We start from the raw sequence: 25,722 nt of genomic DNA on the forward strand, positions 1-25,722 counted from the left end.
CTCGACGACGACAGCCCCCGAGGGGGTGTGGACGATACGGACGGTGATCCTGTCGCCGTCGGCGAGGGAGCAAGCCCCGTTTGTCAGCCGGAAGCGGATGGTGTCGCCCGCGCTGAACGCGGTGTCGCCCGTGGTCGGATCGAGCGCGCCTCCTCCGGGGAGTGGTAGTCGAAGATGTGGTCGCCCTCGATATGGTTCGGGCTACCGGAGCCGACAGCCTCGTCCGGGAGGTCGACCAGTCGACCGCGCTTGCCACAGGCGTCGGTGGCGTCGACGGCGACCTCGACGTGTTCGACCTGGATGGTATCGCCAGCCTCGTGTGTGATGTTGACGACCTGGTCGTAACGACCACCGGGACCAGTGACGTCCCGGACGAGCTGGCCGCTGGACTGGGCGACGACCGGCGCCGGTTCGCCGACTTGGCTCGGAAAGCCGAGGGTGACGACCGACACCGTCGAGGCGAGCATGACGACTACCGCGACCAACAGGACCGTCGAGACGACCGGCGATACCCCCCGTTCCGTGGCTGGAACCATCTCCGTGGGCGCCGTTCGTGCGGCTTCAGGGAAAAACACTCGGAGCCGACCGTTCGCCGACACGTATTTTCCCTCCTCGCCGTACGCTCTCGCGTGAGCGTCCGCCGGGAGCGAATGGTCCTCGCCGGGGTGGTCTTCGCCGTCCTGCTCGCACAGGTGTTGCTCTACCCGGGGGTCGACACCCTCGTGCGGGCACTGGGTGCCGAGACGGACCTCGACGCCAGCATGTGGTTCCTCGCCGCGGAGTTCGCCGCGTTCGTGGCCTTCGCCGGGGTCTGGGGCGTGTTGAGCGACGCGAGCGGTCGCCGTCTCCCCTTTATCGTCGGCGGTGCCGTCACGGGTGGGCTGTTGTACGGGCTACTGGCGTGGCTCCCGGGGGTGGCCAGCGTCTCTTTCGAGACGATCCTCCTCGTCCGCGCGCTCCAGGGTGCGGCGACCATCGCTCCCTTCTCGCTGTCGATGACGATGCTGATGGACCTCTCCGGCGGCCACGGGCGCAACATGGGCGCGGCGGGTATCGCCATCGGCTCCGGGACGGCCCTGGGTGCGCCGCTGGGCGGCCAGTTGTACGGCGTCGCACCGACGCTTCCCTGGCGGTGGCCGGCGGACTCCTGTTCGTCGTCGCCGCTCTCGCCACCCTAGCGACGGATCGCGCCCCGGCAGACGGGAGCCGGATCGGCGACGCGCTGACCGGTCTCCGAACGACGCCGACGCTGGCGATTCCCTACACGTTCGGCTTCGTCGACCGAATGACAGCGGGCTTTTTCGCCCTCGTGGGTACACTATATTTCAGGACAGTGTTCTCGCTGACGCCCGCCGAGACGGGGGTGATGCTCGCGCTGTTTTTCGCGCCGTTCGCGCTGTTGCAGTACCCCTTCGGGGTCCTCTCGGACCGGGTCGGACGGACGGTCCCGGTCGCCGTCGGCTCCTCGCTGTACGGACTTGCCGTCGTCGCCGTCGGCCTGGCGCCGACCGCTCTCACGGCCGGTCTGGGGATGGTCGTCGTCGGTGTCATCGGGGCGCTGATGGCACCCGCGACGATGGCGCTCGTCTCCGATCTGGCCGGCGACGCGGAACGGGGCGGGGCGATGGCCGGGTTCAACGCCGCCGGAAGCGTCGGGTTCCTGGCGGGCATTCTCGTGGGCGGACTGGTCGCCGGCGAGGTCGGCTATCTCGCCGCGTTCGTCGTCGCGGGTGGCGCGGAACTGGTGGTCGCGTTGGTCGCGCTCCCGGGGCTGTTGCGCCTGGAGCTTCCCGGTCAGGAACGGCCGGCCGACTGACGGTGAGCCGCGGGAGCTACGTGGCGTCGCCGATAGCCTCCAGAACCGCCGGGTTCTCGATGCTGGAGCGGTCGCCGATGGCCTCGCCCCGATAGGCTGCGGCGATCGCCCGGCGGACGATCTTCCCGCCCTGGGTCTTCGGGAAGGCGTCGACGAACAGTACCTCCCTGGGCCGGAACGGTTTGCCCAACTCCGCGCCGACGGTCTCCCGGATGGCGTCGGCCAGGTCCTCGCCGGCCTCGTGGTCGGGACCGAGGACCACGTAGAGGACGACTGCAGTCCCGGTCGTCTCGTCGGGTGCGCCGACGGCGGCCGCCTGGTTGACCGCCGGGTGTTCGATCGCCGCGCCTTCGACCTCCGCGGGGCCGACCTTCCGGCCGGCGACGTTGAGTGCGTCGTCGGCTCGTCCGTGGAGGTACCAGAGCCCGTCCTCGGCCCGCTGAGCCCAGTCGCCGTGGTCCCACACGTCGGGCCAGGTCGACCAGTACTCTTCGACGTACCGTTCGTCGCCGCCCCACAGCGACTTCGTCATCGACGGACAGGAGTCCCGGGCGACCAGGTAGCCCCGTTCGTGGGTGTCGCGGATGGACTCGCCGGCATCGTCGACGATGTCGACGTCCATCCCCAGTCCCGGACCGCCGAGCGTGCCCGGGTTGAGCGGCTGGATCGGCAACGGCATGAGGAAACACCCCATGATCTCGGTCCCGCCGGAGATGTTGACGATCGGGCACGACTCGCCGCCGACGTGCTCGTAGAACCACTCCCAGCTCTCCTCGTCCCAGGGTTCTCCGGTCGAACCCAGCATCCGCAGACTGGAGAGGTCGTGGCCCGCAAGCCACTCCTCGCCCCGTTTGCGTAGCGCCCGGATCGCGGTCGGCGAGACGCCGAAGACGGTCAGATCGTGACGGTCGATCATCGCCCAGAAGCGGTCCGGTTCGGGGTGGTCGGGTGCACCCTCGTACATGAAGACGGTGCCGCCGAAGGCGTGGTTGCCCAGCAGTGTCCAGGGACCCATCATCCAGCCGATATCGCTGACCCAGAAGAACCGATCGGCGGGATCGTGGTCGAACCCGAAGTACACTTCCTTGGCCGCCTGGAGGAGCGCGCCGGCGTGGGTGTGGACGATCCCTTTCGGTTTCCCGGTCGTCCCCGAGGAGTACAACAGCATCGAGGGCTGGCCGCTGGGCAGCGATTTGGCCGCGTAGCTGTCGGGTTGCTCCCCGACGGCGTCGTCCCACCACTCGTCGCGACGGGTCCACTGGAGGGTCCGATCGGGATGCTCCGCCGTCCCGACCCGGTCGTAGACGACAGTGTGTTCGACGCCCGGGCCGTCGACACGGTCGGCAGCGTCGGCGATGGCCTCCTCGGCCGTCCCCTTGAGATCGATGACCGAGCCACGGCGGTAGAACCCGTCGGCGGTGAACAGCACCGAGGGGTTGGCGTCCGCGAGACGGGTCGCGGTCGCGTCGACGCCGAAGCCCGAGAAGATGGGGACTGCGACGGCACCGACCTTCAGACAGCCATAGAGGACCGCCGCGACCTCCGGGACCATCGGCATGTAGAGGCCGACGGTGTCGCCGGTCCTGACGCCGACGGAGTCGAGGTAGCTGGCGACCCGGCTGGCCTGCCTGTTCAGGGTGTGGAACGTCACCTCGCGGACGTCGCCGGGTTCACCCTCCCAGACGAGCGCGGCGTGGTTGCGCGACCCGCTGTCCCGGGCGGCGTGTCTGTCGAGGACGTTGTGAGCGGCGTTGATCCGGCCGCCGGGGTACCAGTCGGTGAACTGCGGGCCGTCGTAGGTCTCGCCGGCGACCGTCCGGGACTGGCGCTCCCTGACGCTGTCGTAGGTCTCGAAGAACTCGATGCCGAGGTAGTCGACGAGTTCGTCCCAGAACCATTCGACGCCGGAGTCCGGTTCGTCCGGCAGTTCGGTGGTCGTCCGCTCGACGAGTCCCTCGTAGTCCTCGATCCCGTAGGTCCGCATGAACTCACGGACGTTCGTCGCTTCGACGAACGCCTCGGACGGTACGTGTCGGTAGTCGCCGCCGTCGCTGCCCATACGTGTCTCTCGATGACACGACCCAAAGTAGTTGTGTGGGGTTGCACCGACCGGTCCGACCGCCCACCAGCAAACCCTTTTGCCGTGGCCGGCCAACGTCGGGATATGTACGTCCGGGACGCGAAAAACCGCGAGGAGGTCTGGCTGCTGGACCACATCGAAGCGATGGGGCTCGACGAGACAGCGTTCCGTTCCCGTGACTACGTCGTCGCCATCGACGAGGAGAGCCACGAGAAGGCCGGCTTCGGCCGCATCCGTATCCACAAGACCGACGACGGCGACTACTGTGAACTGACGAGCATCGGCGTCCTGGAAGAGTGGCGCGGCCAGGGGGTCGGCGCCCACGTCATCGAACGGCTCGTCGAGTACGCGGCCGACGAGGGGTTCGACGTGGTGTACTCGCTGACGAACGCAGCCGACTACCTCGCGCAGTTCGGATTCGAGCCGATCGAGCCCGAACAGCTGCCGGCGAAGCTCCGCGACCGGCTGGTGACCAAACAGGAGAACATCCAGCCCGGGGCGGTCCCGCTCCGGCTCCAGGTCGAGCGGTTCTGGATGCCCGACCGGTTCCGGGAGCGGTTCAAGGCCGCGTCGGCCGACGAAGCGGCCGAATCCGAGCCCGACGAGTCGGCGGAGGACTTCGGGATCGATCCGGAAGAGGCGACCTACAAGTACGATACCAGCTAGCCCCAGACGTCGACCACTTCGATTTCGAACACCAGCGTCTTTCCGGCGAGTTCGTGGTTGAAGTCGACTTCGACGGCGTCGTCGCGGATGGCGGTCACGTCGCCGTGCAGGTCGTTCTCCGCGTGAACGTGCATCCCGACCTCCGGCTCCGTACCGACCATCGCCTCGAACGTGGCGGTATCGTACTCCTGATCTTCTCGGATTCGACCGGTCCGTAGGCGTCCCCGGGGTCGACCGTGATCGTGGCTTCTTCGCCCTCGCTGCGGCCAACGAGTGCGTCGTCGAGCCCGGCGATCACGTCCCGGTTACCGACCCGAAAGGAGAGGGCTTTGTAGCTGTCGGGATCGGCGTCCTGTGCCTCGGCCAGCCCGTGTTCCGCTGCGACCTCGTACCGGGAGGTGTCGAAGATCGTCCCGTCCTCGAACCGCCCGACGTACTCGATGGTGACGCCGTCGCCCGCTTCGATGGTCATGGGTGGATCTGTGGCGACCAACGGGATAAACGTCCCGTCGAACGCCGGTCCCGGAGACGTTTGCGGTAGCAGACGAGTCGATCCACACACCGCCGAAGGTGAACTGTTCGGCCCGTCTCTGGCTCTCCGTTCAGCTACCGGGTTGGGATCCCAACCGGATCGCAGGGTCGTGCAACTGTATCGACGCGAGAGTGTCTCCCGTTCCGCTACGCCTGTTGGAGAACGCTGTAGCGGGCATAGATAGGCGCTTCCGACTGGACCGACTGGTCGTCGAGACGGTAGGTCACGCCGACGGTCGCGGGTGTGACTGCAACGAGTCGGTCGAAGGTAACCGACGTCTCACTGACGATCTCGCCCTCACGGTCCAGAACCGTCTCTACCGAGACGAAAGGCGCGAGATCCGTCCCGTCGACACTGCTCGTGATCCCGCTACCGACCTCGTCGGTCCCGAGCGCCCCGTTCGCGTGCTCCGCAGCAGCGCGGGCCGCGGCCGTGAACGCCTCCGTCCGAGCCCACTGCTCGAACGGGACCGTCTCGTACACTGGTTCCCGTTCCGGCTTCGCACCCTCCTTGACTTCCTCGTGGTTCGTGTGCTTCCAGGCAGCGACGTACCGTACCGCGTGCTCCGATTCGACGTACTCGACGTTCTCGTCGGTCTCGACGACCTCGGTCGTCACTTCGGCATCGCTCTCACCGCGCGTCGGACCCCGTGAATCCGAGAGCGTCGGCTGATCGTCCGTCGTGGCTTCGGTCGACACGGCTGTCTCCGTGGGTGAATCTGTCGATGACGGCGACTGTTCTGTTCGGGCCTGGGGAGTCGCTGTCGGTTCCGGCGCTTGCGATCCGCCTGGCGCACTCGCGAGGCATCCACCGAGAGACGGGACGGCAGCACCGACAGCGGCGAGGAGGGCACGGCGATTCATACGCGAACTTCGTGACGATTCCGGTAAGGCTCTTGTGGAGGGGCCGCTCGTCTATTATTTGGCTGGCCTAAAATCCGGAAGCGACTTATACCTGCACCAGGCTTGCCAAACTATGGACTTTCTCGACGATGCAAACGAACTGACGCGGCGGAACTACGTCGCTGGTGGCAGTGCGCTGCTGGGCAGCGCACTCCTCGCAGGCTGTACGGGCAGCAGTGGGGATTCCGCTCCCGACGCGTCCGCTGAGACGGAGGGGACTCCCGAAACGGACCAGACCGCGACGCCTGGGACCACAGCGACGGCTGACGGCTCCTACACCGCGACGCTGTCACCGGTCGGCGAGGTCGAGTTCGATTCGGTACCGGAGAACGTCCTCACGATCTACAACCAGTACCCGGATATGTTGGTCGCGCTCGGCCACGCCGACGCCGTCAATTCGATGTTCGTCCCCGATATGGCCGGCCCGACGATGAACCACTACTACGAACGGCTCGACGGCGTCTCGTTCGACTGGGAGGGGCTCCCGAACCCGTTCAACAACTTCACGAAGGAGTTCTTCTACGGTCTCGACAGCGACGTTCACCTTCTGGACTCCGCGTGGGCGCTCACGCAGGACAACTGGAGCAGGAGTGACATCGAGGAGATCTCCGAGACGCTCGGCCCGTTCTTCGGGAATTTCTACAGCGGTACAAACGATACCCCGCCGGAGTCCTACAGCGGCCAGTACGAGTACTACACGCTGTGGGAACTCTTCGGACGTGTCGCCGACGTCTTTCAGGAGCGTGACCGATACCAGCGGCTCAAAACAATCCACGAGGATCTCCTCGCGACGATCGAGTCGAACCTCCCACCCGAATCGGACCGACCGACTGCCGTCCGTGTCACCCTCGGTGACGGACAGTTCTGGACGTACCACTTGAACCGTCCGGGGTTCTGGCTCGCCGACACCCGCCCGCTCGCTGCCACCGACGCATTCGGCAGTGCGGAGTGGGACGGGCTCTGGGGCTCTGTCGGCTACGAGACGATGCTCGAGGCTGATCCCGATGTCGTCCTCCATCTCTGGGGGATGACGCCGCGCTACGACATGGCGACTGTCCGGGAGACGCTGACCTCTCATCCGGTCGGGCAGGAACTGACCGCCGTCCAGAACGACCGTGTCCACGCACAGGGGATGCGCTACCAAGGGCCGATCATGAACCTCTTCCAGATCGAGATGACCGCGAAACAGCTCTATCCCGATATCTTCGGCGAGTGGCCCGCCTACGAAGACGGCAACCACTATCCCGAATTCCCGGAGGACGAACAACTGTTCGACCGGGATCGGGTCGCGAGCATCGTCACCGGGAACTGAACGGCGACCGTGCCACAGCAGTGAGTCCGGTCGGCCGAAGAACCGAAGCAGTTATCAATATTTAGGCTAGCCTAAAAACATGGGAGCCGATGAGTGCAGTCACGAAGGGCCGACGCGGCGGGACTACGTAAAGTATAGCGGAGCGATCGTCGGCAGCGCGCTGCTCGGCGGTTGTTCGAGTACCACCAGCGAATCGGGATCGGGATCGACATCGACTGAGACGCCGACAACTGGGACGCCCGCGTCTGAAGACGGATCGTATTCGGTGACGATGGCCCCGATGGGGACGGTCACGTTTGAGACGGTTCCACAGAACGTCTTGGCGAGTTCGACGGCCACGATCGATATCACGGCGGCGCTCGGTCACGGAACTGCGGTACAATCAACGACACGTCCGTCGACCTCCGTTCCTGCGCTGGAATTCTACTACTCCACGCTGGACACTACAACTGACTGGATCGATTTCACGGATGCTGGGGGTTACAGCAAGGAGACACTGTACGAACTGGATAGTGATGCCCACTTCCTCGATCCATCGTACGTCGATTCACTCGACGGATGGAACAGGTCCGATATCGAAGAGGTCGAGGGGAACGTCGGGCCGTTTTTCGGTAACTTGTACAGCCGAAAGCACCGTCAACCGCCCGAATCCTGGCGGGATTCGTATCAGTACTACACGGTCTGGGAACTCACCGAAAAGTACGCCGAACTGTTACAGGAACGGGAGCGCTTCGAGCAACTGTTCGCTCTCAAAGAGACCCTTCTGAGCGACATCCGATCGAACCTCCCGTCACCGAACGACCGACCGACAGTCGGTATGGTGTACCCCCGGCTGTCGGAAGATTCGTTCTACGTCCACAAACTCAACCAGCCAGGGTACTTTTTCGCACACACTCGCCCGTTGGGCGCCGGTGACGTATTCACGGACATCGAGACCGACGAATACGGTGGGAAACTCATCGACTACGAAGCGATGCTCGATGCCGACCCGGACGTCATCATCATGAACCACGGCATCTCCTCGTACTACGATGTCCCCGAGACGAAACAGGCCATCCGTGATCACAGCGTGGGAGCGGAACTGACCGCCGTCCAGAACGATCGTCTCTACGGGTCCGGCAACCCACGGCAGGGTCCGCTGATGAACCTCTTCCAGTTGGAGATGACCGCGAAACAATTCTATCCGGACCGGTTCGGCGAGTGGCCGGGGTACGTCGCTGGAGAACCCTACCCGGACATCCCCGAGGACGAACGGCTGTTCGACCGCCAGAAGCTCGCAGCCATCGTCAACGGGGAGTTCTAAACAGTCCCTCTCGTCCTCTACCCGAACGCATTGCCCACTGATCGAGGCGATTCTTTTTCACTGACAGCCATCTCTTTTACCCATGGATTGGCTCACCGCGTACAATGGCGTCCCCATCCGTGTTGCCCTGTACCTCTTGATTTTCTGGCCGACAGTCGGTTACTATATCTATAGCGACGCCACGAAGCGTAGTCTATCACTGCCGAAAGCTCGGGGTGTTGCATACGGGGCTCTCGGGTTAGTCGGTCTAGTGATATATCTGTCTCAGAGAGCGAGGAGCGAGGAAGACTCCGCGTGACTCAGCCGTCCGAGGATCCTCACTTGGCAGAGGACTCCAGCTCAGCAACGGTCTCTCCTCAATCACATCTGTCGTCAGCCGCTCATCATCGTGGTCCTGGACGTGCTTGACCCCGCGACGCAACAGCGCGAGCCCGTGTCGAGCGTCACCGGCTGCTAGATCGGCGACAAACGGCACCACGTCGTCGACCTGCGACCCCACCAACCCCTGGGCAACCCGGCTCGCAAGGCTATCACACAACTCCTCGTGACTGTACTTGTCCAGATGGATCGTCGCGGCCGACCGCATCCGTGAGGTCGCCTGCCCTGACAGCGCCGAGAACCACTCATCCTCGTCGGTTGTGATCGCTACTACCGACACGTTCGAGACCTCCGCCAGCGCCAGCAGCGCGCTCTCGTCGACGACGCTCACCTCGTCGAGGATGACCACGACCTGATCGTCGTAGTTCCGGAGCCGCCGAACCGCCTCGACGGCCGGCGTCCCCTCACGCCGGAGGTCAGCACCGAGGTCGGCGTCCCGAACTGCTTCGTGCAAGACACCGGTCCGAGAGTTGACCGAGAGACAGTTCACGTAAGCCCAACGAATCCCGAGCCGTTCGAAGCAGCCGAAGAGTTCGTCGCCAGCCCACACGAGTGGGGCTTCCGTCGGTATCCCGTTGCACACCTCAAATTACTGATTGGCCCGCCCTTGGCTCTCGAGAGTATCCTAAAGCGGTCCCACTAACCGCTGTGAATCCAAAAGAAAATGATAGTTCCCTGTAATTTTTTGTACCCTCGAAGCGATAGAATCGGTAGCAAGGCAGACGTCCGCGCCAACCCGACGTATGGCTGAACGACATCGGTACGACCGACCCCTATTCATTCTATCCGAAGAGACGCGTCGCACGACCGACGAGACAGCCCAATCAAGCAATATCGCAGCCGGGACGGCCGTAGCAGAGGCAGTACGCACCACGCTTGGGCCAAATGGCATGGACAAGATGCTCGTCGACGATGATGGCACGGTCGTTATCACGAACGACGGGCTCACGATTCTCGAGGAGATGGATATCGAGCATCCAGCGGCGCAGATGCTCGTTGAGGTAGCCGAAACGCAGGCTGACGAGATCGGTGACGGAACTACCACTGCCGTCACTCTCGCCGGTGAGTTACTGTCTCAGGCTGAAACCCTTCTGGACCAGGGTCTCCACCCCACGACAATCGTCTCGGGATATCGACAGGCCGCCAGCCAAAGCGAACAGCTTCTCGAACGTATCGTGACTCACGTGGATACGACCGACAGGGCACCCCTTCGGCGTGTGGCCAGGACTGCCATGACTGGGAAGGGTGCCACAGCTGACCATTTGAGCGAGTTGGTCGCCCGTGCGGTCCAAACAGTGCAGGTGAATGGGGCAGTCGACTCCGACAGCATCCGGATCGAGACAACCAGTGGAACCAGTGAAGACTCTGAGCTACTCGAGGGCGTCGTGCTAGATGCGAGTCCAGCCCACGAGACCATGCCAACCGCGGTCACAGACGCCAACGTCGCCCTGCTGGACACAGCCCTCGAAGTCCCTCAGACGGATTTGGATACCAAAATCACGGTTTCCGACCCGGATCAACTACAGGCCTTTCTCGATCAGGAAACTGCCCAACTCGAATCACGAGCCGAGGCACTGGTGGATGCCGGGGCGGATGTCGTTGTCTGTCAGGGTATGATTGACCGATTGGCCCAGGCATATCTGGCCCAAGCGGGTCTGTTGGCAGTGAGCGATGTGGACCAAGCCGACCTCGAGAGCCTTTCGCAGGTAACGGGCGCTCGCATCGCCGGCGCGCCCACCGATATCGGGACTGAAGATCTGGGTTCGCACGAAATATCGCACAGGAACAGTTCGGTGAGGCGGAGCGGCTCGTAGTCACGGGCGCTGCTGACGTTGCGACTGTTACGCTGCTGATCCGAGGGGGCACCGAACATGTCGTCACCGAACTCGAACGGGCCGTACAAGATGCCGTCTCGATGGTCGCCACAACAGTGGCGGATGAGCGGCTCCTCCCTGGTGGTGGTGCCGCAGCGACGGAACTCGCGATGGGTTTGCGTGAGTATGCTACGACTATTGACAGGCAGGAGCAACAGGCCATCGAAGCCGTCGCCGCCGCCCTCGATACCATTCCGCAAACACTTGCCGAGAACGCAGGCAGTGACTCGATAGATACACTTGTCGAACTCCGCACACAGCACGACGATGGGGTGCTCACCGCTGGGGTGGATGCTGGGACCGGCGAGGTTGTTGATATGGGGGCGGCTGGTGTCGTTCAGCCGCTCTCGGTACTCGTCCGGGCCATCGACTACGCTACCGAGGCCGCTGGGATGATTGTTCGCATCGACGATGTCATCAGTGCGGGCGAACAGCTCGACATATCCGGTGCCCAGGGTGGTACAGCACAACCGGTCGGACAGGAGTCCGAAGAAGGCGTCCGGCAGGCCCGACAGCGAGCGACGAAGCCAGCGACTGCTGCTGTCGAAGCGCCCGACAAGGTGCTTCCGAACGATCCGTTTGATCTCGATATTCACGTCGACGGGGAGTTTGATACGCTCTCCGTCGTACTCCCCGAGGGCATCGATTACATAACCGATCCAGAGGAGATGCCGTCTGTGGAGGCGACTGGAGCAAGGTCACTTCAGGTCGAAACTACAGACGAGCGTGACGTCTTCCGGAAGCTGGAATGCGTGTATACGCGGCTCCCTGACTCACCCACAGCGTCTGTCGAAATCGAGATCAGGCTCAGAAGTAGCGAACAGGAAGTCAGAACGTATACTGAGTCTGTAACAATCCAACGGCCGGAGTTAGACACCCGGGTGTCAACGGTCGCCCGCAAATCTGACGAGGAGACTCGGGAATTGGCGATCGAGTTACGTAACACCAGTCCTCTCCGGCTCGACGTAGATATCAAGGCCTTCGCCGATGGCCGCCCGGTTGCTGTCTACACCAGCCCAGTCAAGGAATTGGTTACCGGATTCCTCAACATCGGACTCCACCGGTTGACTGCAGCGGAACTGGTTGCTGGACCGCTCATTGACGATGAGACGAAGCAGGCGACGCTATCCGACGCTGTCCGTTCCGTCGAACAAGCCCTGGCCGAGGGCACCGTCGATCCGCCAGAACCGTACGAGCAACCAGTCTTAGCCGATTTGCTGGAATCACTGCAATCGATGCTCAACAAAGACAATATGACGCCGCTGTCGGACTTCTACCCGGAGGTAATCAGGAGCGTCTTGCGGGTAGAAGGGCGTGAGTATCCAGCCGAATCGATCCGGCTTAACGAAATTGTCGACCAGTTTCGGCTACCGCCCGACACGTCGGAATTCGAGATTATGATCTGGTATTCGGATAGTGCCGGTAACCCGTACCCACCACATAGCCACACGGTCACTATACCGGGGACAACCGACCGAGTTGAACCGCTCCGTATCGACCCACGAATTCGCGGAATCCACGCGGAGGAGGAATAATGACCGACGTCACCGGGACGGGGACACTTCGGGCGTCGACGGTGTTCAGACTGCTTGGTGATATCAAAGACTTGCTTGCCGACTTCCACCCTGAGCTGTACAGGGTCGCTATTCATGGTAAGCGGCTAACAGCCGAACTGGAGTTTACGGTCGAAATCTCACGGAGTGTACTCGATCGTGCTGGCAGCGCCATTACGCTGGAAATCCCGGAGCAATACGAGTTCGAATACCTCCGCCGAGACGACCGGCTCGTCCATCCAAAGCCGTCGCCAGTCGATCCACCGACCACGAGCACATACCAGTGGAAAATCCCTGCGCCCGATCCCGGCGAGTATACGCTTGCCATCACCGGTCCGATCTCAGCGGAATTCTACGAGACGCTCGTGGAGACTGATGACCGGGAACGGAAGACGATCAGGACCGAATACACCAACGAAGTCAGACTGAAATACACGCCACTTGCTGATACCGAAACCCTCATCGAGTGGTGTACCGGGACAACGGAGTTCGACAACCGGTATCTACTCAGAGAAGTACGAGAGCGTCTGGATGAAGTCGACTTGGACGAGGCATCCCTCTCCGACGACTGGACACACCCCGGTAGTGGGCAGTCTTACAGCGCTAACACCACGACGTCGGACGACGACGCAGTTGTCGAACTCGTTGATCAACTCCGAAACCGGGTGGAAGAAGGATATATAGAAGCTCACATCCAAGTCCCTGGTGACTACTTTGAATACGACGACACTACCTTCGAGCGCAACGAACTTGGACTGCCAAAGTCTTTCACAGTCACGGTCGTCACTGATTTAGGAGACGAGTCGGTGGTTACCAGAGAGAAGGTCACCTTCGATAAGTCCGAGTTTTGGGACCATCTCGACACGACACTCGATGCAGTACGGTGACTGCGTTGAATAATATCGGAGATACTCCCGGCGATCATAAATCACTGTTTACCTGTACGTTCTAAATACTACAGAATATCGAAGCGAAACGTAGGTGGACAACTCCTGCAGTAGTCAACACCGTTACAGACGGACCTTCGAGAGAGTGACACGCAGATAGTCAACACTACCATCACTGCTTATGAACTTGTCAATCGGACCAGAACGCCCACCCGCTATCCTACACACCGACACCGAAGTGCTCCCGCTGACTCGCGGTTACCTACCACCTGCCCATGACCCACGACCGCATCCACGCTCGACGACCGACCCACCATGCCGACCGCTGGACCGAAGGCACGATCGAAACACTCGAACAACGAGATGGCCACTGCCACGTCACTGTCCGCCCACCCGAGGGCGGCCCCGTCGAACTCGTCGTCACACTGGCCGTTCGCGATCTCTTCCTCCGACGACTGGACCTCGACGACGACTCCCCGATCGGCGAACGGGTCTGGTATCGGAAACACGGTGGGACGTAGGGGACAATTATAGCGTCCAGCGCTTAGTATCGAAGAAAGAGGAGCCCTATTCGCTACCGGCCTCATCGACTGCGGCCGTGGCAACTTACACTGGATGTGAAGTAGTTCATCGACCTCGAACTCCAGCCAGTGAACCGCGCACGTTTCAGCGATCTCCCGCTTTTGCTCGAGCGTCATATCCTCTCGACTCAGTACATCCTCGATCGCCTCGACCGGTGCGGGCACGTTGTCACACGCGTAGGCCACGGCGTCCGACCGGTTGCACCCGTAGAACTCACTGGCCCCCTCGACTGCGTGGTACCGATACTCGTTCCCGTCACCGGTCCGAATCCGGATCGACCCTGGTATCTCCTCGGCCATACTCGTGAACACGACCCCCAGAATCCCAGTTTTTCGCCTACCTGGCCCCCCAGAACACTCGAAACACCGGGGACCTTTCACTAGATTGAGACAACACCGACCGCGAACTACGACCACCAACTGGATATGAACACATCGATGCCGGGGTTCGTGTTCATATTGCTGCGAGCGCTCGCGTCGACGCACAACCGCGGGCGGTCGCGCCGAAACCGCGAAGACCGGGATTCTTCGGTTCCCTTCGTCACTACGAACCGGGTTCGAGTCTCGACGACACACCGTGTTTCGAGTGAAAACGACGGTTTCTATTACGATCTATCAGACAAGTCGTCGCTACTGTATTCTCACTCTCTTCGGTACCACCCGCAGGATCCTGACTATCCGTGTCCCGCAGGAAGGGTCAGTCACACTGCGTCACGTTCGGTTTTGATCTGGTCGACGTACGTCTCAACGACATTCTTGATAATCACCTCTCCTGCCTCAGCGGTTGCTTGTGTCGGATCGCCAAGGACACCGTTCTCGGTGATTGATTCGAATCCCTCACTCAAGAGACGAGCTGGCGAGATATCGCCTTCGGGTCCGGACTCAATGGCCTCTGCTCTGACGAGGTCCTGATCGATGGCCATCACCATCGCGGTTTCGGCAGCGCCAGCGTGGATCACGTCCTGATCGTACTCGATACCTGCATCGCTAAGCCCCTCGTTCAGTAAGTTCATGTGTTCGTCAAGGTCAGCAAGCGGAATTACCGTTGCGTTAAGTTCGCGGGCGATGTCGGGAGCGACGGTCTTGACCGGTCCGAAGTTCCCACCATGAGTCGGAATAAGGACGATGTATTCGAAGCCATGTTCATCGAGAGATCGGCAGTACGTCCGGATCACGTTCATGAGTGTCTCCGGTGGAACGGTGATCGTACCGGGGAACTCCATGTGATGGCCTGAACAGCCAGGGCGAATCGTCGGGGCTGCGAGGGCATCACCCAGTTCTGTCGCAATTCGACGTGAGATCTCGTCCCCGTCCAGTGTATCCATATTCAACGGGAGGTGTGGACCGTGTTGTTCAATCGAACCCACGGCTACGATTGCCGTCCGGGATCCATCTTCAATAGCGGACTCGACTTCTGGCCAGACCATCTCCTCAAGACATACTGATTCGCGAGAAGGCATGCATCAACACCTGTCCTGTCGGACCAAAATCAGTTGTGGTGGTGTGGGACTGGCTCACATAGGCGCCTGCGAACTAGGTGGGCCGGCCGAACCGGCCCGTCTAGTCGGTCGTCACCGTCTACTTGTTAGGCCACACCCTAACACTCCAACTGTTAGGGAACACACTAACAAACATCGATGGCCGATGATGTCGAGGTGCTCGAAGACGAGATTCAGGCCTACGACGATGGCACCGTCGTTCGGATACGCATCCTCGATGTGCCGGCCTCGGAGCAGTATCCCGAGGGCAAGTACGCCTTCCACTACGGCGAAGCCGGCGCAGACGACCACATCATCCGCTTCGACAACCACCACGCACGAGCTGCACATCGGTGGCCAGGTCTTCGAACTCGAGTTCTCGGGTGACGTTGGACTCTGTGGCCTCGAGTCGGGCAGCGATGTCGAGGCTGCACCCTGACCCGCCTCACCGGTAACGGGTCGTCCTGACAGTGGCCGGTGCCGATATCTGTCGGTGAAATTGATCAAACGATTTTATGCTGCACGTGCCAAGACGACTGCAATGGGTGGCAGAAGTCGTGGTGCGTCGTCGGTAATCGGGGTACTGTTACTGGTTGGTGTGACCGTCATCGTGGCAGGGCTGCTCTCCGTGTTCGCACTCCAGATCGGTGATTCAGCCACGCGGTCCGCGCCGACAGCTGAGTTCGAGGTCGATACCTGTACTGATTGTGGAAGCCTGGCGCTCGCCGACGATCCCAGTCGGAGTGGAACGACGAACTTCCTGAATATCACGTTCACCCACGGTGAGACACTCGACGCCGAGAACGTAGCTGTCTACTTGGAGGGACAAATCCTGTTCGACCCGTCGAAGACAGGGAGTGCGGCGTATTACCAGCCTGCCAATTACGATGGCGCCGCCAGCAACGATCTTCGCTGGTCGAGCGACCAAATCGCGGCCGGTGAACAACTGATTCTCGAAGACGATGCGGATGCCAGTGCTACGGAGCCAGTGTTCCGGGAGGGGCAAGTCGTCCGTGTCGTCTGGACACAACCCGATACCGGCGAGTCGTATACGCTGGTCAAGCGGACGCTCAGATACTAAGGCTGCGAATACCAACTGGTGACGGCCAGTTCGATCCCGAGTGACGAAATTCGTGGAATGTAGAGCCTGTCATAGAAACATCCTCACGATATTTTTTCACCGACATCTGGCTGAATCACCCGGTCAGTAAGCGTGCATACTGACGACAGAGTGAATCTGAAATAATTATGTGTTAATATTTCATTAGATGGTACGGACAAAATTTTAATTGCTATGCCCTCACCTGCCTTTGTGTATAATGCCAAGCAGCGGAAAATCCTCTGCCGACCGAGACACCGATGTAAATGACGGCATGATCGCCAACGCGCAGGGCGCAGTGAGCGTCGTGCTCACAACCTCCGAATCGGTCGACGATCAGCTCGAAGGGATTCAAACCGCAGCCACCACACAGGTTGAGGAGATGGACGCCGTGGCCAACGATATCTCCAAGCTGAGTGCCACCATCGAGGAGATCTCTTCGTCTGCCGAAGAGGTCAATCAGACAACTAACCGCGCAGCCGAGATGGCCAATGCAGGCCGCTCAGCCGCCGACGAGGCAACGGACGCGATGGAAACGGCCTCCGACTCGACAGAGCAGGTACAAGAGAACGTCGAAGCCTTAGAGCAGAAAGTCACCCAGATCAACGAGGTCGTCGATATGATCAACCAGATCGCCGAGCGCACCAACATGCTCGCATTGAACGCCTCAATCGAGGCCGCCCGCGCAGACGAGGCGGGCGATGGCTTCGCGGTCGTCGCTGACGAGGTCAAATCTCTCGCCGAAGAGTCTCAGTCCCGCACTGAAGAAATCGAAGCAACACTCACTGAAATTCAGGATTTGACCGCTGACGTGACCGAGGCGCTCGACGAGGCCGTCACAGCGGTCGAAAACGGAGCCGATCGAGTGCAGACGACCGATGAGAAACTCGAATTCGTGAGCGACGAAATTCAGTCGGCCGCCACTGGGATCGACGAGGTCTCAATGGCCGTACAAGAGGGCGCCGAGGCAGCGACCCGCGTCGCCGGCGTAACCGACGAAACCGCTGACGCAGCCCGGGAAATTAGCGGTTCGGTCGACGATATTGGTGACGAACGCGCCGACACCACTGACCTCCTCAACGAAATCGACGACGCGCTATCGGATGCCCGCGAAGGGCGCGAAGCCCGACTCAGCAACGCCGACACTGTCCCAACCGGCATCGACGAGTTCGACCGAATGGGTGGTCTCCCAGCCGGTTCACGGTCGGTAATCGCGGCTGACACAGGCGACGAGTCGGTCTCCACTGATGTCGTTGACAGTGCGGTCGCCACCTGCTGTGCGGCGGCTATCGACGCTGGATGGGCCGCCTCACTGTCGCCGACGGCTACGCTTGACCGTCACACCCTTGACAATGCCCTCGGTGCGAGGGCCGACGTGACACTCACCGACGCTTTAGCAGGCAACCGACTGTTCGTGCTTGATCTGTTCGGATCGTGGAATCACGATGAGAACGTAATCAATGTCACAGAACACGGGCTTGATACGGCTAACTCACGTGTCGATAGACGGCGCGACCGCCCGCTGTTTGTCATCGGCAATATCGCCGGCGAACTGGACCTCATGGGCGAAGAGGCCGTCAGGGAAAATACCTACGAGAATGATGGTGACGTGTTGAGCGACGACGATCTCGTTGTCAACGTCATAGACGAAGCAACTGTTCCCGAGCAACTCACCTCATTCTACCTCGGGGCAGCCGACCGGAGCTGCCGGCTTGACGGCACACAGCAACGACAAAACGGTACTAGATCAACGCTTGGCCGATAGCGATGCTAACGCAGCCCCATTATCCGGAAGCTATCCTGATCCCATCGCCTGCATGCCTGTCGCCCTCGTCTCGAAATGAGTGTTGATGCTGAGGAATACGTATCAAGATGTGCTAGTAAAAGGGGAAACCTGAGAGCCGAGTTCTCTCACATATTGGCCTCGGCTACAGCGACACCTGCAGTGTCACTGCTCTTGTGCTGACTACACCCTCTATATCTTGCATGGCGTTTCTAATAGACTTCTGAGAAGTAGTCGGTGGGATCAGTAAGTGAGCAACCTGTACTGACCACCCACGGATGACTGGTACGGGGTTGGGAACGGTTCTACGACACGCTCTCCTCGTGATATTCACCCTCCTATCGCGCACACTAATTCCGACAGATCCTGTAAAAATTCCATACCACGAAGATTATTCGCTCAAGGAACGAGCCGCGTTAGCGGCGAGTGAGTAGGGCGGGACAGTTCACTCGTCAGTCGGGCCACCGTACACGTCGTCGGTGAGCAACTGCTGGGCCGCGATCCGCTGGATCGCGTCACACCGGAAGGTCACCGCGCTCGTCGCACACGCGCAGGATAGAGGCTCCTGAGTCGAGGCGTTCGACCGAGAACGTCCGATCCTCCGGCGACCGTCCTCGGTGAGCAACCCGTCTCGCTCCGGGAAGTCTTTCGGGATCGGCACCAGCCCCGAGCCGTTCTTGTCCTGTAGCTTCTGCGGCATAGCAGAACCACCCAGCTATTCGCTGATAAATGGCCCCGACGATACCAGAGTTTGTGGAACCTTTGGCCAAAAAATTGTACAGAGCGGCGCGGCTTTTGTAGAGCCCAGAAACACGCGGCCAACCCGCGGACGGGCCGCGAGGGATACCACAGGTATGCCACCGACCGACGCCGGCCAGACACTGCCGTCCTTGCCAAGCAGTCACACGGCCGATTGGACCGCGTGGCAGGCGCTCGCGCCGCTCGCCATGCTCCAGCCACGCCTCGCGCTGGTCCAACCGCTGTACGATCATCGCTCGCGGTTCTGCCAGCGGGTTCCGCGGTATGCCCTTCGGGAGTGGATTCGATAGCCGGCGCACACATGCCTTCCAGGCACGCACCCGCTCGATGGAGTCCATCCTGTCGATCAGCGTCAGGACGATCCGGCGCCGATCGGCGTCGGTACCCAGATCCCGATCGAGCCCGCTCGCCGGGTCCTCGCCGATGCGCTCCTGCGCTCAGGCACAGCGCAGTCGCTCGTCGCGGGCGCCCCCTTGTGTGGTGGCGGGCATCGGTCACCGCTTACCCAAATTGCAGGACTGTACGTTGACCGCCTGTGAGGATGCTGGTGAATACAGGGGTTGTTATACTTGTATCCGAGACAACAGGCCGGGGACCAGGAGCCTCTGACATGGAAGCAAAGCCTGGCTTCCCATGTGTTCGGGACCGACAGCGGTTGCAGTATGGGACGTCGTGGACAGTGACAGCTACAGTCTGTCTCGCTGATTCGCCGAGCGCGGCACCTCGGCCCCGATACACACTTTCGAACACTACTCACCGGCTCTACCTCTCCCGACGCTCGCCATCGAGATCTAGCGACACCAGGTCCCACTGCGGATACGCGTCGTCACGACCCCGTGAACACTCGTAGAGCCGAAGCGTCGTGTACGGATACGCCACTCCACAGCGTTCCCGCCGATCCGGGTTACTGGCAGTGTGCGTCGGCACGATCTCCCGACAGTCTTCGCAGAGCCGACAGGCCAGCAGCAGGCCGTCGTCGCGGCCGTAGTCCAGCAGCACCGGGTCGATCGGACCGAGCGTGGTCCCACAGCCGTGAGAGCGCGTTTTTGCTGGCGTCACCGACTCGTCGAGCAGGTTCGGACAGCCCCCGAGGTGCCCGTACTCGACGGCTGCGGTCGGTGACGCGGAGATACGGGCGCGGCAGTGCGGACAACGCCAATATTCGGTAATCTACGGACCGATATCTCTGGGGATGTAACGTTTCAGATAAGTGCCCGGGGAGGGCTCCGAACCCTCGATCTCCGCATGGCCCAGGTCCGGGGTGTGACGAGTACCCCACGGGTCATGCCGGTTGGTACCGCATGAGTCTGACGACCCTATGAGTGCGGCGCTATGTCCAGCTAAGCCACCCGGGCGCGGGTGCAATGCCTGCTTGGCCGCTTTCCGTCTTGAAGGTTCCCATCTCCGTCGGTCCTGTGGGACACTCCCACCCGCGGATTTAAGCCACCGGACCCGGACGTACTGACCATGGAGATACCAGACCTCGTCCGGGAAGAACTCGGGGACGAGGAGGTCCAGGCCGGCGTCAGCCTCGGCGACGAGGATATCGTCTGTTTCACGCCGTCCCGGACGCTCGTCTACCGAGGCGAGGGGTTGCTGAGTGACGAAGGGGTCGAGGCGTTCCCCCACGAGTTCGAGCGTCTCTCCGTCTCGGAAGGACGGCGGAAGGCGACGTTCTCGCTCGCCTACGTCGACACCAAACGTGAGTTCTCGGTCCCGGTCAAACGCAGCGAGGGGGTCCTCGAACGGTTGCTGGAGAGTTCACTCAGTGCAGCGGGCGTCCTCGACGAGGAAGAGACGGTCGCTGGCGTCTATCGGTTCAGCGAACTCACGCTCGTGGTCACGTCCGCACAACTGCTCAAACACGTCGGCAGCGTCACCTGGGACGGCGACTTCGAGCAGTTCGCCTTCGAAGCGGTGACGGGTCTGGAGTTCGAGGAGGGGAGCGTCGCCACGGCGATCGTCCTCTCGGTCGACGGCCGCCCCGAGCGGATCAAAGCCCCGTCGAACAAGGCGCCGTCGTTGCGCCGGACGCTCCAGCAAGCGCTGTTTGCGTACCACGACGTATCGTCGCTCGATGCGCTCAACGAGAAGGTGGGCGAGGACGAGGACTCAGAGTCGGACGTGTCGGGACTGGGACTCGACGCTGGGATCGATCCGCTGGTCGGCGACGACGAAGCCGCGGCCGAGGGGACGGAGGCGAGTGGACCCGACGAGAGCGGTTGGGAGCCGACCGACTCGGCCGACGCGGGCGCCTCCGGGTCCGGGACCGACGGCGATTTCGCCGCGCTGGAAGCACAGGTCGAGGAACTGGCCGAGCTGGTCGAGCAACAGAACGAACAGCTCCAGCGCCAGGAGAAGGTCATCAAACAACTCATCGCGGAACTCCGGCAGGGCCGCTAGTCCGCGGTTCAGTTCTCACGCCCGAGGACTTTCCTGATACACGTCGAGCCGAACGGGCCGAGTTCGCCGCCGTCGAGCTGGACGAAGTGCCCGGTACTGATAGACGCACCACAGCGCGCACACGAGAACGACCCCTCGCGGACGATCACGTCGGCCTCGAAGTTCACGTACGTGCCCTGTGAACGCGGGCGGACGAGCCCGTCCTCGCGATCGACGACGCCACGCATGACCGCGGTATCGAGGATCTCCCGCTGGAGCTGTGGGTTCGTCGTCACCGTCTCGATGCGGTCGATCGCGTCCGCGACCGATAGCTCGGCGTGTTCGAGGTGAGCGAGCAGTTCGACCCCGAGTTCGACGGGGTCCTGGTCGTCGGCTGGCACACCCGCCTGTGGGACCCCCGGCGGATTAACCCTTACCACAAGAGGTTTGCCGATCCCAGTCGGTACGAGTAGTAGATGGATCGTCTCGCGAAACGACAGTTGGTCGGGAGCGCCGGACTGGTGGTGGTAGTCGCGCTGGCGACCCTGTTGCTCTCGCCGGCGCGGGTGGTCTCGGAGGTGATGCATCTCGCGGACCACCCCGTCTATCTCGCGGGCGTCATCGTCGGTCTCTATCTGATCCGGCCACTGTTCGCGTGGCCGACGATGCCGTTGTCGGCGTTTGTCGGGTTCGTCCTCGGAATCGAGTACGGCATCCCGGTCGCACTGATGGGCGCGTTGGTCACCTGTCTCATCCCGTACCGGTTCGCCCTGGAAGCCGGCGAGCGAGGCGGGATGTTCGGCTGGCTCGGGGACTCCGGCCGGCGACTCATCGAGGTGACTGGCGAGACACGGGGGTCCTGGCCGCGCGGCTCTCGCCGGTGCCTGCCGACCCAGTCTCCTACGGAGCGGGTTTCGCCGGCGTCTCGACGCGGGCGTTCGTCGTCGGGACGTTCGTCGGCGAGATCCCCTGGGTCGTCGTCGAGGTGATCGCCGGCGCGTCGATGCGATCGCTCGCGCTCGACGGCCTCTCGGTCGACGCGCTCCCACACGTCCTCGTTCTCGGTGGTGTGCTGGCGGTACTCCTGATTGCCGGGCCGGCGTACCGACACGTCAACGGTCGTCCGGAGTCGTCCTGAACTCGAACCGTGCGCCACCAGCCTGACTCTCGGTGAGTTCGATCGTCCAGCCGTGGGCCTGTGCGATGTCTTCGACGATCGCGAGCCCGAAGCCGGTGCCGTCGGGGCTGGTCGTGTGCCCTCGCTCGAACACCCGCTCCCGTTCGGACTCGGGGACGCCGGAGCCGTCGTCGGCGACGTAGAACCCGTCGGCTCCCTCTAGAGGCCCGACGGTAACCGTCACGTGGTCGGCGCTGTGTTCGACGGGGTCACCGGACTTCGTCCGGTTGTTCGTGGGGTCGTGGTCCACCGCGTCACCGGACGCCGTCCGGTTGCCCGTGGAGCCATGCTCCACGGCGTTGCGAAACAGGTTCTCCATGAGTTCCCGTAGCCGAGCGGCATCGGCCTCGATCGCGGGTGAGTCGACTACCGACGGGGACGCAACCGGAGCGTCGACGTTCTCCCAGGCCTGTTCGGCGATGAGACCGACATCGACGGGGTTGGTCTCGCCAACCATCTCTCCCTCTCGGGCCAGCGTGAGCAGTTCGTCGATGAGCTGTTCCATCCGGTCCGCGGAGTCGATGGCGTCGTTCAGATGGGAGATGTCACCCGTCTCGACCGCCAGTGAGAGCCGTCCCTGCACGACGTTGAGCGGGTTTCGGAGGTCGTGACTGACGACGCTCGCGAACTCCGAGAGCTGTCGTTCCCGCTGGACACGGTCAGCGACGTTTCGGATGACGCCCGCGGTTCCGATGAAACTCCCGTCTTCGGAAGGCAGCAGCACGATGTTGTTCTCACAGGGGACGTGTTCGCCCCAGCGAGTCACGATGTCCATCTCCAAGGTGACGTGGTCTCGTTCCGGCTCCGCCAGCAGCTCCCGGATTCGTTCCTGGCCACGCTGGACGTCGTCCTCGGTCATGATCGTACTGATATGATTGCCAACCAGCTCGGCGGGTTCGTATCCGGTCAACGGTTCGATGGCATCGTTGACGAACGTGAATACCCCCTCGTCGTCGAGCGTGTAGACGGGGTCGCCGACAGCCTGGACGATCGTCTCGTATCGCTTTAACTCCTGCTCGCGTTTCTTTCGGTCGGTGATGTCCCGGATCACGCCGACCGTCCCAACGAACGAGCCGTCCTCGACCAGTGGTGCGATCTTGTCCTCGTTGATCGTCCGCCGGCCCGAGGCGTCGATCGTCTCCATCTCGAAGGTCTCCCAGATCCGGTCGTCGTCGTCACACAGCGTTTGGATGATCTCGGCTCCACGCTGGACATCCGCGTCGGGCATGAACTCGCTCGGGTGTTCGCCGACGATCGCCGAACGGTCGTATCCCAGGTGGTCCGCCAGCGCCTCGTTTATCATCTGGACCGTCCCGTTTTCGTCGAGGACGTACATCGCGTCGCCGACGTTCTCGACGAGCGTCTTGTACTGTTTGAGCTTGTGCTGGCGTTCCTTTCGCTCGGTGATGTCCCGGACGACACCGACAGTCCCGATGAACGCTTCGTCGTCAGTCAGGACCGCGATGTTGTTCTCCATCACTCGCGTCTCCCCGTCGGCGGTCGTGACCTGCATCTCGTAGGTCCGCCACTCCGTTCCCCCCGCTCTGAGTAGTTCTCTCGTCAACTCGAGCCCCTTCTGGTAGTCGTCGTCCTCGATGTACGCCCGTGCCGGCATGCCGATGACATCGTCACGATCCGCGTTCAGATGCTCGGCCACCGCTCGGTTGGCCATCTGGATTCGCCCGTCCTCGTCGAGGATGAACATCGGATCGCCGACGTTCTCGACGAGCGTCTCGTACTGTTCGAGCTTCCGTTCGCGCTCGCGACGTTCGGTGATATCCCGGCCGATGCCGGCGATTCCGATGACATCGCCGTCCCTGTCTTTGATGACTGAGCCCCGGAACTCGTACGGGATCTCACGGCCGTCCGTGGTCAACAAGGGGGCCTGAAACGCCCCGTCGCCGATGTCGGTGTGTGGATCGAGTGCCGCGTCCAGTTTCTCGTGGTAGGCTTCGGGAAGTAACTCCGCGCCGTCCATCCCCGCCAGTTCCTCGTCGCTGTAGCCAGTCACCGTGGCGAGCGTGTCGTTCCAGCGGAGGAGACACCCGTCGGTACTGATGAGATAGAAGGCGTCGTCGATGGCGTCGATGAGATCCTCGGTGAACTCCTGTTCGCGCTCTAGTTCCTGTTCCCGTTCCTTTCGAGCGGTGATGTCGGTGATGAACCCTTCGAGGATCTCGACGCCGTCGTCCGTCTCTCTGACGACCCGTCCGCGCTCCCACAGCCACCGTGTCCGCCCCTCGGCCGTCGTGACGCGGTAGCTCACCTCGAACGGTTCTCCGGCGTCGATACAGGTCTGAACACGGTTCCAGAGGCGGTCGAGCTCGGTGTCGTCGATGAGGGAACTCCACGGCACCTCCCCGCTCTCGATCACTTCGGCCTCGTAGCCGACGAGATCACTCACACCGTCACTGACGAACTCCATCGGCCAGTCGGGCTCGTTACGGGCCCGGTAGACCATCCCCGGGAGGTTCGAGATAAGCGTCGAGAGCATCCGCTCTGACTCTTCGAGTGCGGTCTTCGCTCGCCGCTCGCTGACCGCTCGCTCGATGCGGTTCGCTAGCACCGTATACTGGTCGGTTCCGACGTCTTTCTGGAGGTACTCGGTGACACCGGCCGAGATCGCGTCGCTCGCGATCTCTTCGTTCCCCTTGCCGGTAAAGAGGATGAAGGGGAGGTCCGGGTAGTCCGCTCGCACACACCGCAGAAACTCCAGTCCGTCCATGTTCGGCATATCGTGGTCGCTGACGACACAATCGAACGCCGCTTCGCCGAGTCGGTCGAGGCCCTCGCGTGCCGACCTGACGTGGGTGACGGTGATCTCCTCGTGGATCCGTTCGAGATGCATCGCGACGACTTCGCCGAGGTTCTGTTCGTCGTCGACGTGCAGCACGCGGATCTCGCCGGGTCCGCTACTCATTACCACAGATCAGTGGAGCCATCGTTATAAATCCGCCCAGCAGGGGAGACGCGCCCATCAATCGTAGTAGAACGTATCGGCACAGTCATAGACGACACCGTGATCCGGACAGACGTACTTGCAGTGGCGATGGTACAACTGCCGGCTACATCGCGGACAGGGCCGTCCGCCGGCCTCCTCGTTCATATCCACTCTCAGGCGCGGAACCACTATTGCTCTTTGGGAACGAAATTGGAACAA

21 protein-coding genes, 1 tRNA gene and 5 pseudogenes are annotated in these 25,722 nt (G+C 62.0%); 14 read left to right on the forward strand and 13 right to left on the reverse strand.

From position 1 onward, the window contains the following. Window positions 1–83 precede the first annotated feature (83 nt). Window positions 84–536, reverse strand: a complete 453-nt coding sequence (locus tag P0204_RS00145; RefSeq protein WP_276220799.1) for a type IV pilin domain-containing protein — start codon at window positions 534–536, stop codon at window positions 84–86. 114 nt (window positions 537–650) lie between these two features. On the opposite strand from P0204_RS00145, the pseudogene P0204_RS00150 reads away from it, so the two are divergent. Next, window positions 651–1,816: pseudogene (locus P0204_RS00150) on the forward strand (MFS transporter). Between the two features lie 16 nt (window positions 1,817–1,832). On the opposite strand, the gene P0204_RS00155 reads toward P0204_RS00150, so the two are convergent. Beyond that, window positions 1,833–3,875 (reverse strand): AMP-binding protein, encoded by a 2,043-nt coding sequence (locus P0204_RS00155; protein ID WP_276220757.1) that lies wholly within the window; start codon window positions 3,873–3,875, stop codon window positions 1,833–1,835. 105 nt (window positions 3,876–3,980) lie between these two features. Between P0204_RS00155 and P0204_RS00160 the strand changes: the two genes are divergently transcribed. After that, complete coding sequence (locus tag P0204_RS00160) at window positions 3,981–4,562, forward strand: GNAT family N-acetyltransferase (RefSeq protein WP_276220759.1); 582 nt, start codon at window positions 3,981–3,983, stop codon at window positions 4,560–4,562. Here the strand turns inward: P0204_RS00160 and P0204_RS00170 are convergent. Both P0204_RS00170 and P0204_RS00175 read right to left on the reverse strand, forming a co-directional pair. Then, window positions 4,559–5,034, reverse strand: a pseudogene (locus tag P0204_RS00170) (FKBP-type peptidyl-prolyl cis-trans isomerase). The gene P0204_RS00160 and the pseudogene P0204_RS00170 overlap by 4 nt on opposite strands. A 206-nt stretch (window positions 5,035–5,240) precedes the next feature. After that, complete coding sequence (locus P0204_RS00175; RefSeq protein ID WP_276220763.1) at window positions 5,241–5,792, reverse strand: hypothetical protein; 552 nt, start codon at window positions 5,790–5,792, stop codon at window positions 5,241–5,243. A 277-nt stretch (window positions 5,793–6,069) separates the two neighbouring features. Between P0204_RS00175 and P0204_RS00180 the strand changes: the two genes are divergently transcribed. Then, complete coding sequence (locus tag P0204_RS00180; RefSeq protein ID WP_276220764.1) at window positions 6,070–7,308, forward strand: ABC transporter substrate-binding protein; 1,239 nt, start codon at window positions 6,070–6,072, stop codon at window positions 7,306–7,308. Between the two features lie 79 nt (window positions 7,309–7,387). Next, complete coding sequence (locus P0204_RS00185; RefSeq protein ID WP_276220766.1) at window positions 7,388–8,611, forward strand: ABC transporter substrate-binding protein; 1,224 nt, start codon at window positions 7,388–7,390, stop codon at window positions 8,609–8,611. A gap of 247 nt (window positions 8,612–8,858) precedes the next feature. Here the strand turns inward: P0204_RS00185 and P0204_RS00190 are convergent, their stop codons facing one another. After that, window positions 8,859–9,443, reverse strand: coding sequence for a Cdc6/Cdc18 family protein (locus P0204_RS00190; protein ID WP_276220767.1), 585 nt, complete (start codon window positions 9,441–9,443; stop codon window positions 8,859–8,861). Between the two features lie 289 nt (window positions 9,444–9,732). On the opposite strand from P0204_RS00190, the pseudogene thsA reads away from it, so the two are divergent. The 3 genes and pseudogenes from thsA (at window position 9,733) to P0204_RS21030 (ending at window position 13,824) form a co-directional block, all read left to right on the forward strand. Further along, window positions 9,733–12,398, forward strand: a pseudogene (thsA, locus tag P0204_RS00195) (thermosome subunit alpha). After that, window positions 12,398–13,303, forward strand: a complete 906-nt coding sequence (locus P0204_RS00200; protein WP_276220770.1) for a hypothetical protein — start codon at window positions 12,398–12,400, stop codon at window positions 13,301–13,303. The pseudogene thsA and the gene P0204_RS00200 overlap by 1 nt, the downstream one beginning before the upstream one ends. 275 nt (window positions 13,304–13,578) lie before the next feature. Further along, the gene (locus P0204_RS21030; protein WP_379801861.1) at window positions 13,579–13,824 is read left to right on the forward strand and encodes a DUF7861 family protein; all 246 of its coding nucleotides are present in this window, start codon (window positions 13,579–13,581) and stop codon (window positions 13,822–13,824) included. 183 nt (window positions 13,825–14,007) lie between these two features. Here the strand turns inward: P0204_RS21030 and P0204_RS21035 are convergent. Both P0204_RS21035 and P0204_RS00210 read right to left on the reverse strand, forming a co-directional pair. Continuing rightward, window positions 14,008–14,184, reverse strand: a pseudogene (locus P0204_RS21035) (DUF7692 domain-containing protein); the annotation flags it as partial. 401 nt (window positions 14,185–14,585) lie between these two features. Next, window positions 14,586–15,344 (reverse strand): creatininase family protein, encoded by a 759-nt coding sequence (locus P0204_RS00210; RefSeq protein WP_276220772.1) that lies wholly within the window; start codon window positions 15,342–15,344, stop codon window positions 14,586–14,588. A gap of 177 nt (window positions 15,345–15,521) precedes the next feature. Here P0204_RS00210 and P0204_RS00215 point away from each other — a divergent pair. The 3 genes and pseudogenes from P0204_RS00215 (at window position 15,522) to P0204_RS00225 (ending at window position 18,226) form a co-directional block, all read left to right on the forward strand. Next, window positions 15,522–15,801: pseudogene (locus P0204_RS00215) on the forward strand (toxin-antitoxin system TumE family protein). Between the two features lie 102 nt (window positions 15,802–15,903). Then, window positions 15,904–16,443: a type IV pilin N-terminal domain-containing protein gene (locus tag P0204_RS00220; protein WP_276220774.1), complete on the forward strand. Its 540-nt coding sequence runs from the start codon at window positions 15,904–15,906 to the stop codon at window positions 16,441–16,443. Window positions 16,444–16,681: 238 nt separating this feature from the next. Next, complete coding sequence (locus tag P0204_RS00225) at window positions 16,682–18,226, forward strand: methyl-accepting chemotaxis protein (RefSeq protein WP_276220775.1); 1,545 nt, start codon at window positions 16,682–16,684, stop codon at window positions 18,224–18,226. Between the two features lie 463 nt (window positions 18,227–18,689). Here P0204_RS00225 and P0204_RS00230 read toward each other — a convergent pair whose 3' ends face one another. Then, on the reverse strand, window positions 18,690–18,944 hold the full coding sequence (locus P0204_RS00230; protein WP_276220776.1) for a hypothetical protein: 255 nt from the start codon (window positions 18,942–18,944) through the stop codon (window positions 18,690–18,692). Window positions 18,945–19,098: 154 nt separating this feature from the next. Here P0204_RS00230 and P0204_RS00235 point away from each other — a divergent pair, with 154 nt between their 5' ends. After that, entirely contained in the window at window positions 19,099–19,293 is a 195-nt protein-coding gene (locus P0204_RS00235; RefSeq protein ID WP_276220777.1) for a hypothetical protein, read from the forward strand. 472 nt (window positions 19,294–19,765) lie between these two features. Here the strand turns inward: P0204_RS00235 and P0204_RS00240 are convergent, their stop codons facing one another. Both P0204_RS00240 and P0204_RS00245 read right to left on the reverse strand, forming a co-directional pair. Beyond that, a complete protein-coding gene (locus P0204_RS00240) occupies window positions 19,766–20,062 on the reverse strand; it encodes a hypothetical protein (protein ID WP_276220778.1) in 297 nt (98 codons plus the stop codon). A gap of 152 nt (window positions 20,063–20,214) precedes the next feature. Further along, window positions 20,215–20,358: transfer RNA gene (locus tag P0204_RS00245), tRNA-Met, on the reverse strand. 112 nt (window positions 20,359–20,470) lie between these two features. Between P0204_RS00245 and P0204_RS00250 the strand changes: the two genes are divergently transcribed. Next, a complete protein-coding gene (locus P0204_RS00250) occupies window positions 20,471–21,406 on the forward strand; it encodes a DUF7115 domain-containing protein (RefSeq protein ID WP_276220779.1) in 936 nt (311 codons plus the stop codon). Between the two features lie 8 nt (window positions 21,407–21,414). On the opposite strand, the gene P0204_RS00255 is transcribed toward P0204_RS00250, so the two are convergent. Beyond that, the gene (locus P0204_RS00255; RefSeq protein ID WP_276220780.1) at window positions 21,415–21,786 is read right to left on the reverse strand and encodes a DUF5830 family protein; all 372 of its coding nucleotides are present in this window, start codon (window positions 21,784–21,786) and stop codon (window positions 21,415–21,417) included. A gap of 75 nt (window positions 21,787–21,861) precedes the next feature. Here P0204_RS00255 and P0204_RS20970 point away from each other — a divergent pair, with 75 nt between their 5' ends. Next, the gene (locus P0204_RS20970; protein ID WP_336406461.1) at window positions 21,862–22,374 is read left to right on the forward strand and encodes a TVP38/TMEM64 family protein; all 513 of its coding nucleotides are present in this window, start codon (window positions 21,862–21,864) and stop codon (window positions 22,372–22,374) included. Next, entirely contained in the window at window positions 22,266–22,523 is a 258-nt protein-coding gene (locus P0204_RS20975) for a TVP38/TMEM64 family protein (RefSeq protein WP_336406462.1), read from the forward strand. Before P0204_RS20970 ends, P0204_RS20975 begins: the two co-directional genes overlap by 109 nt. On the opposite strand, the gene P0204_RS00270 is transcribed toward P0204_RS20975, so the two are convergent. Both P0204_RS00270 and P0204_RS00275 read right to left on the reverse strand, forming a co-directional pair. Continuing rightward, a complete protein-coding gene (locus tag P0204_RS00270; RefSeq protein ID WP_276220802.1) occupies window positions 22,498–25,482 on the reverse strand; it encodes a hybrid sensor histidine kinase/response regulator in 2,985 nt (994 codons plus the stop codon). The genes P0204_RS20975 and P0204_RS00270 overlap by 26 nt on opposite strands. 57 nt (window positions 25,483–25,539) lie before the next feature. Next, window positions 25,540–25,668, reverse strand: coding sequence for an HVO_2523 family zinc finger protein (locus P0204_RS00275; RefSeq protein ID WP_276220789.1), 129 nt, complete (start codon window positions 25,666–25,668; stop codon window positions 25,540–25,542). Window positions 25,669–25,722 lie beyond the last annotated feature (54 nt).

The sequence above is a fragment of the Haloarcula halophila genome (assembly GCF_029278565.1).
GTDB lineage: Archaea > Halobacteriota > Halobacteria > Halobacteriales > Haloarculaceae > Haloarcula > Haloarcula halophila.

Coding starts and splice junctions, on each gene's coding strand:
- P0204_RS00145 (WP_276220799.1), bottom strand. CDS start 536: ATGGTTCCAGCCACGGAACGGGGGGTATCGCCGGTCGTCTCGACGGTC.
- P0204_RS00155 (WP_276220757.1), bottom strand. CDS start 3,875: ATGGGCAGCGACGGCGGCGACTACCGACACGTACCGTCCGAGGCGTTC.
- P0204_RS00160 (WP_276220759.1), top strand. CDS start 3,981: ATGTACGTCCGGGACGCGAAAAACCGCGAGGAGGTCTGGCTGCTGGAC.
- P0204_RS00180 (WP_276220764.1), top strand. CDS start 6,070: ATGGACTTTCTCGACGATGCAAACGAACTGACGCGGCGGAACTACGTC.
- P0204_RS00185 (WP_276220766.1), top strand. CDS start 7,388: ATGGGAGCCGATGAGTGCAGTCACGAAGGGCCGACGCGGCGGGACTAC.
- P0204_RS00200 (WP_276220770.1), top strand. CDS start 12,398: ATGACCGACGTCACCGGGACGGGGACACTTCGGGCGTCGACGGTGTTC.
- P0204_RS21030 (WP_379801861.1), top strand. CDS start 13,579: ATGACCCACGACCGCATCCACGCTCGACGACCGACCCACCATGCCGAC.
- P0204_RS00210 (WP_276220772.1), bottom strand. CDS start 15,344: ATGCCTTCTCGCGAATCAGTATGTCTTGAGGAGATGGTCTGGCCAGAA.
- P0204_RS00220 (WP_276220774.1), top strand. CDS start 15,904: ATGGGTGGCAGAAGTCGTGGTGCGTCGTCGGTAATCGGGGTACTGTTA.
- P0204_RS00225 (WP_276220775.1), top strand. CDS start 16,682: ATGCCAAGCAGCGGAAAATCCTCTGCCGACCGAGACACCGATGTAAAT.
- P0204_RS00230 (WP_276220776.1), bottom strand. CDS start 18,944: ATGCCGCAGAAGCTACAGGACAAGAACGGCTCGGGGCTGGTGCCGATC.
- P0204_RS00235 (WP_276220777.1), top strand. CDS start 19,099: ATGCCACCGACCGACGCCGGCCAGACACTGCCGTCCTTGCCAAGCAGT.
- P0204_RS00250 (WP_276220779.1), top strand. CDS start 20,471: ATGGAGATACCAGACCTCGTCCGGGAAGAACTCGGGGACGAGGAGGTC.
- P0204_RS20970 (WP_336406461.1), top strand. CDS start 21,862: ATGGATCGTCTCGCGAAACGACAGTTGGTCGGGAGCGCCGGACTGGTG.
- P0204_RS00270 (WP_276220802.1), bottom strand. CDS start 25,482: ATGAGTAGCGGACCCGGCGAGATCCGCGTGCTGCACGTCGACGACGAA.
- P0204_RS00275 (WP_276220789.1), bottom strand. CDS start 25,668: ATGAACGAGGAGGCCGGCGGACGGCCCTGTCCGCGATGTAGCCGGCAG.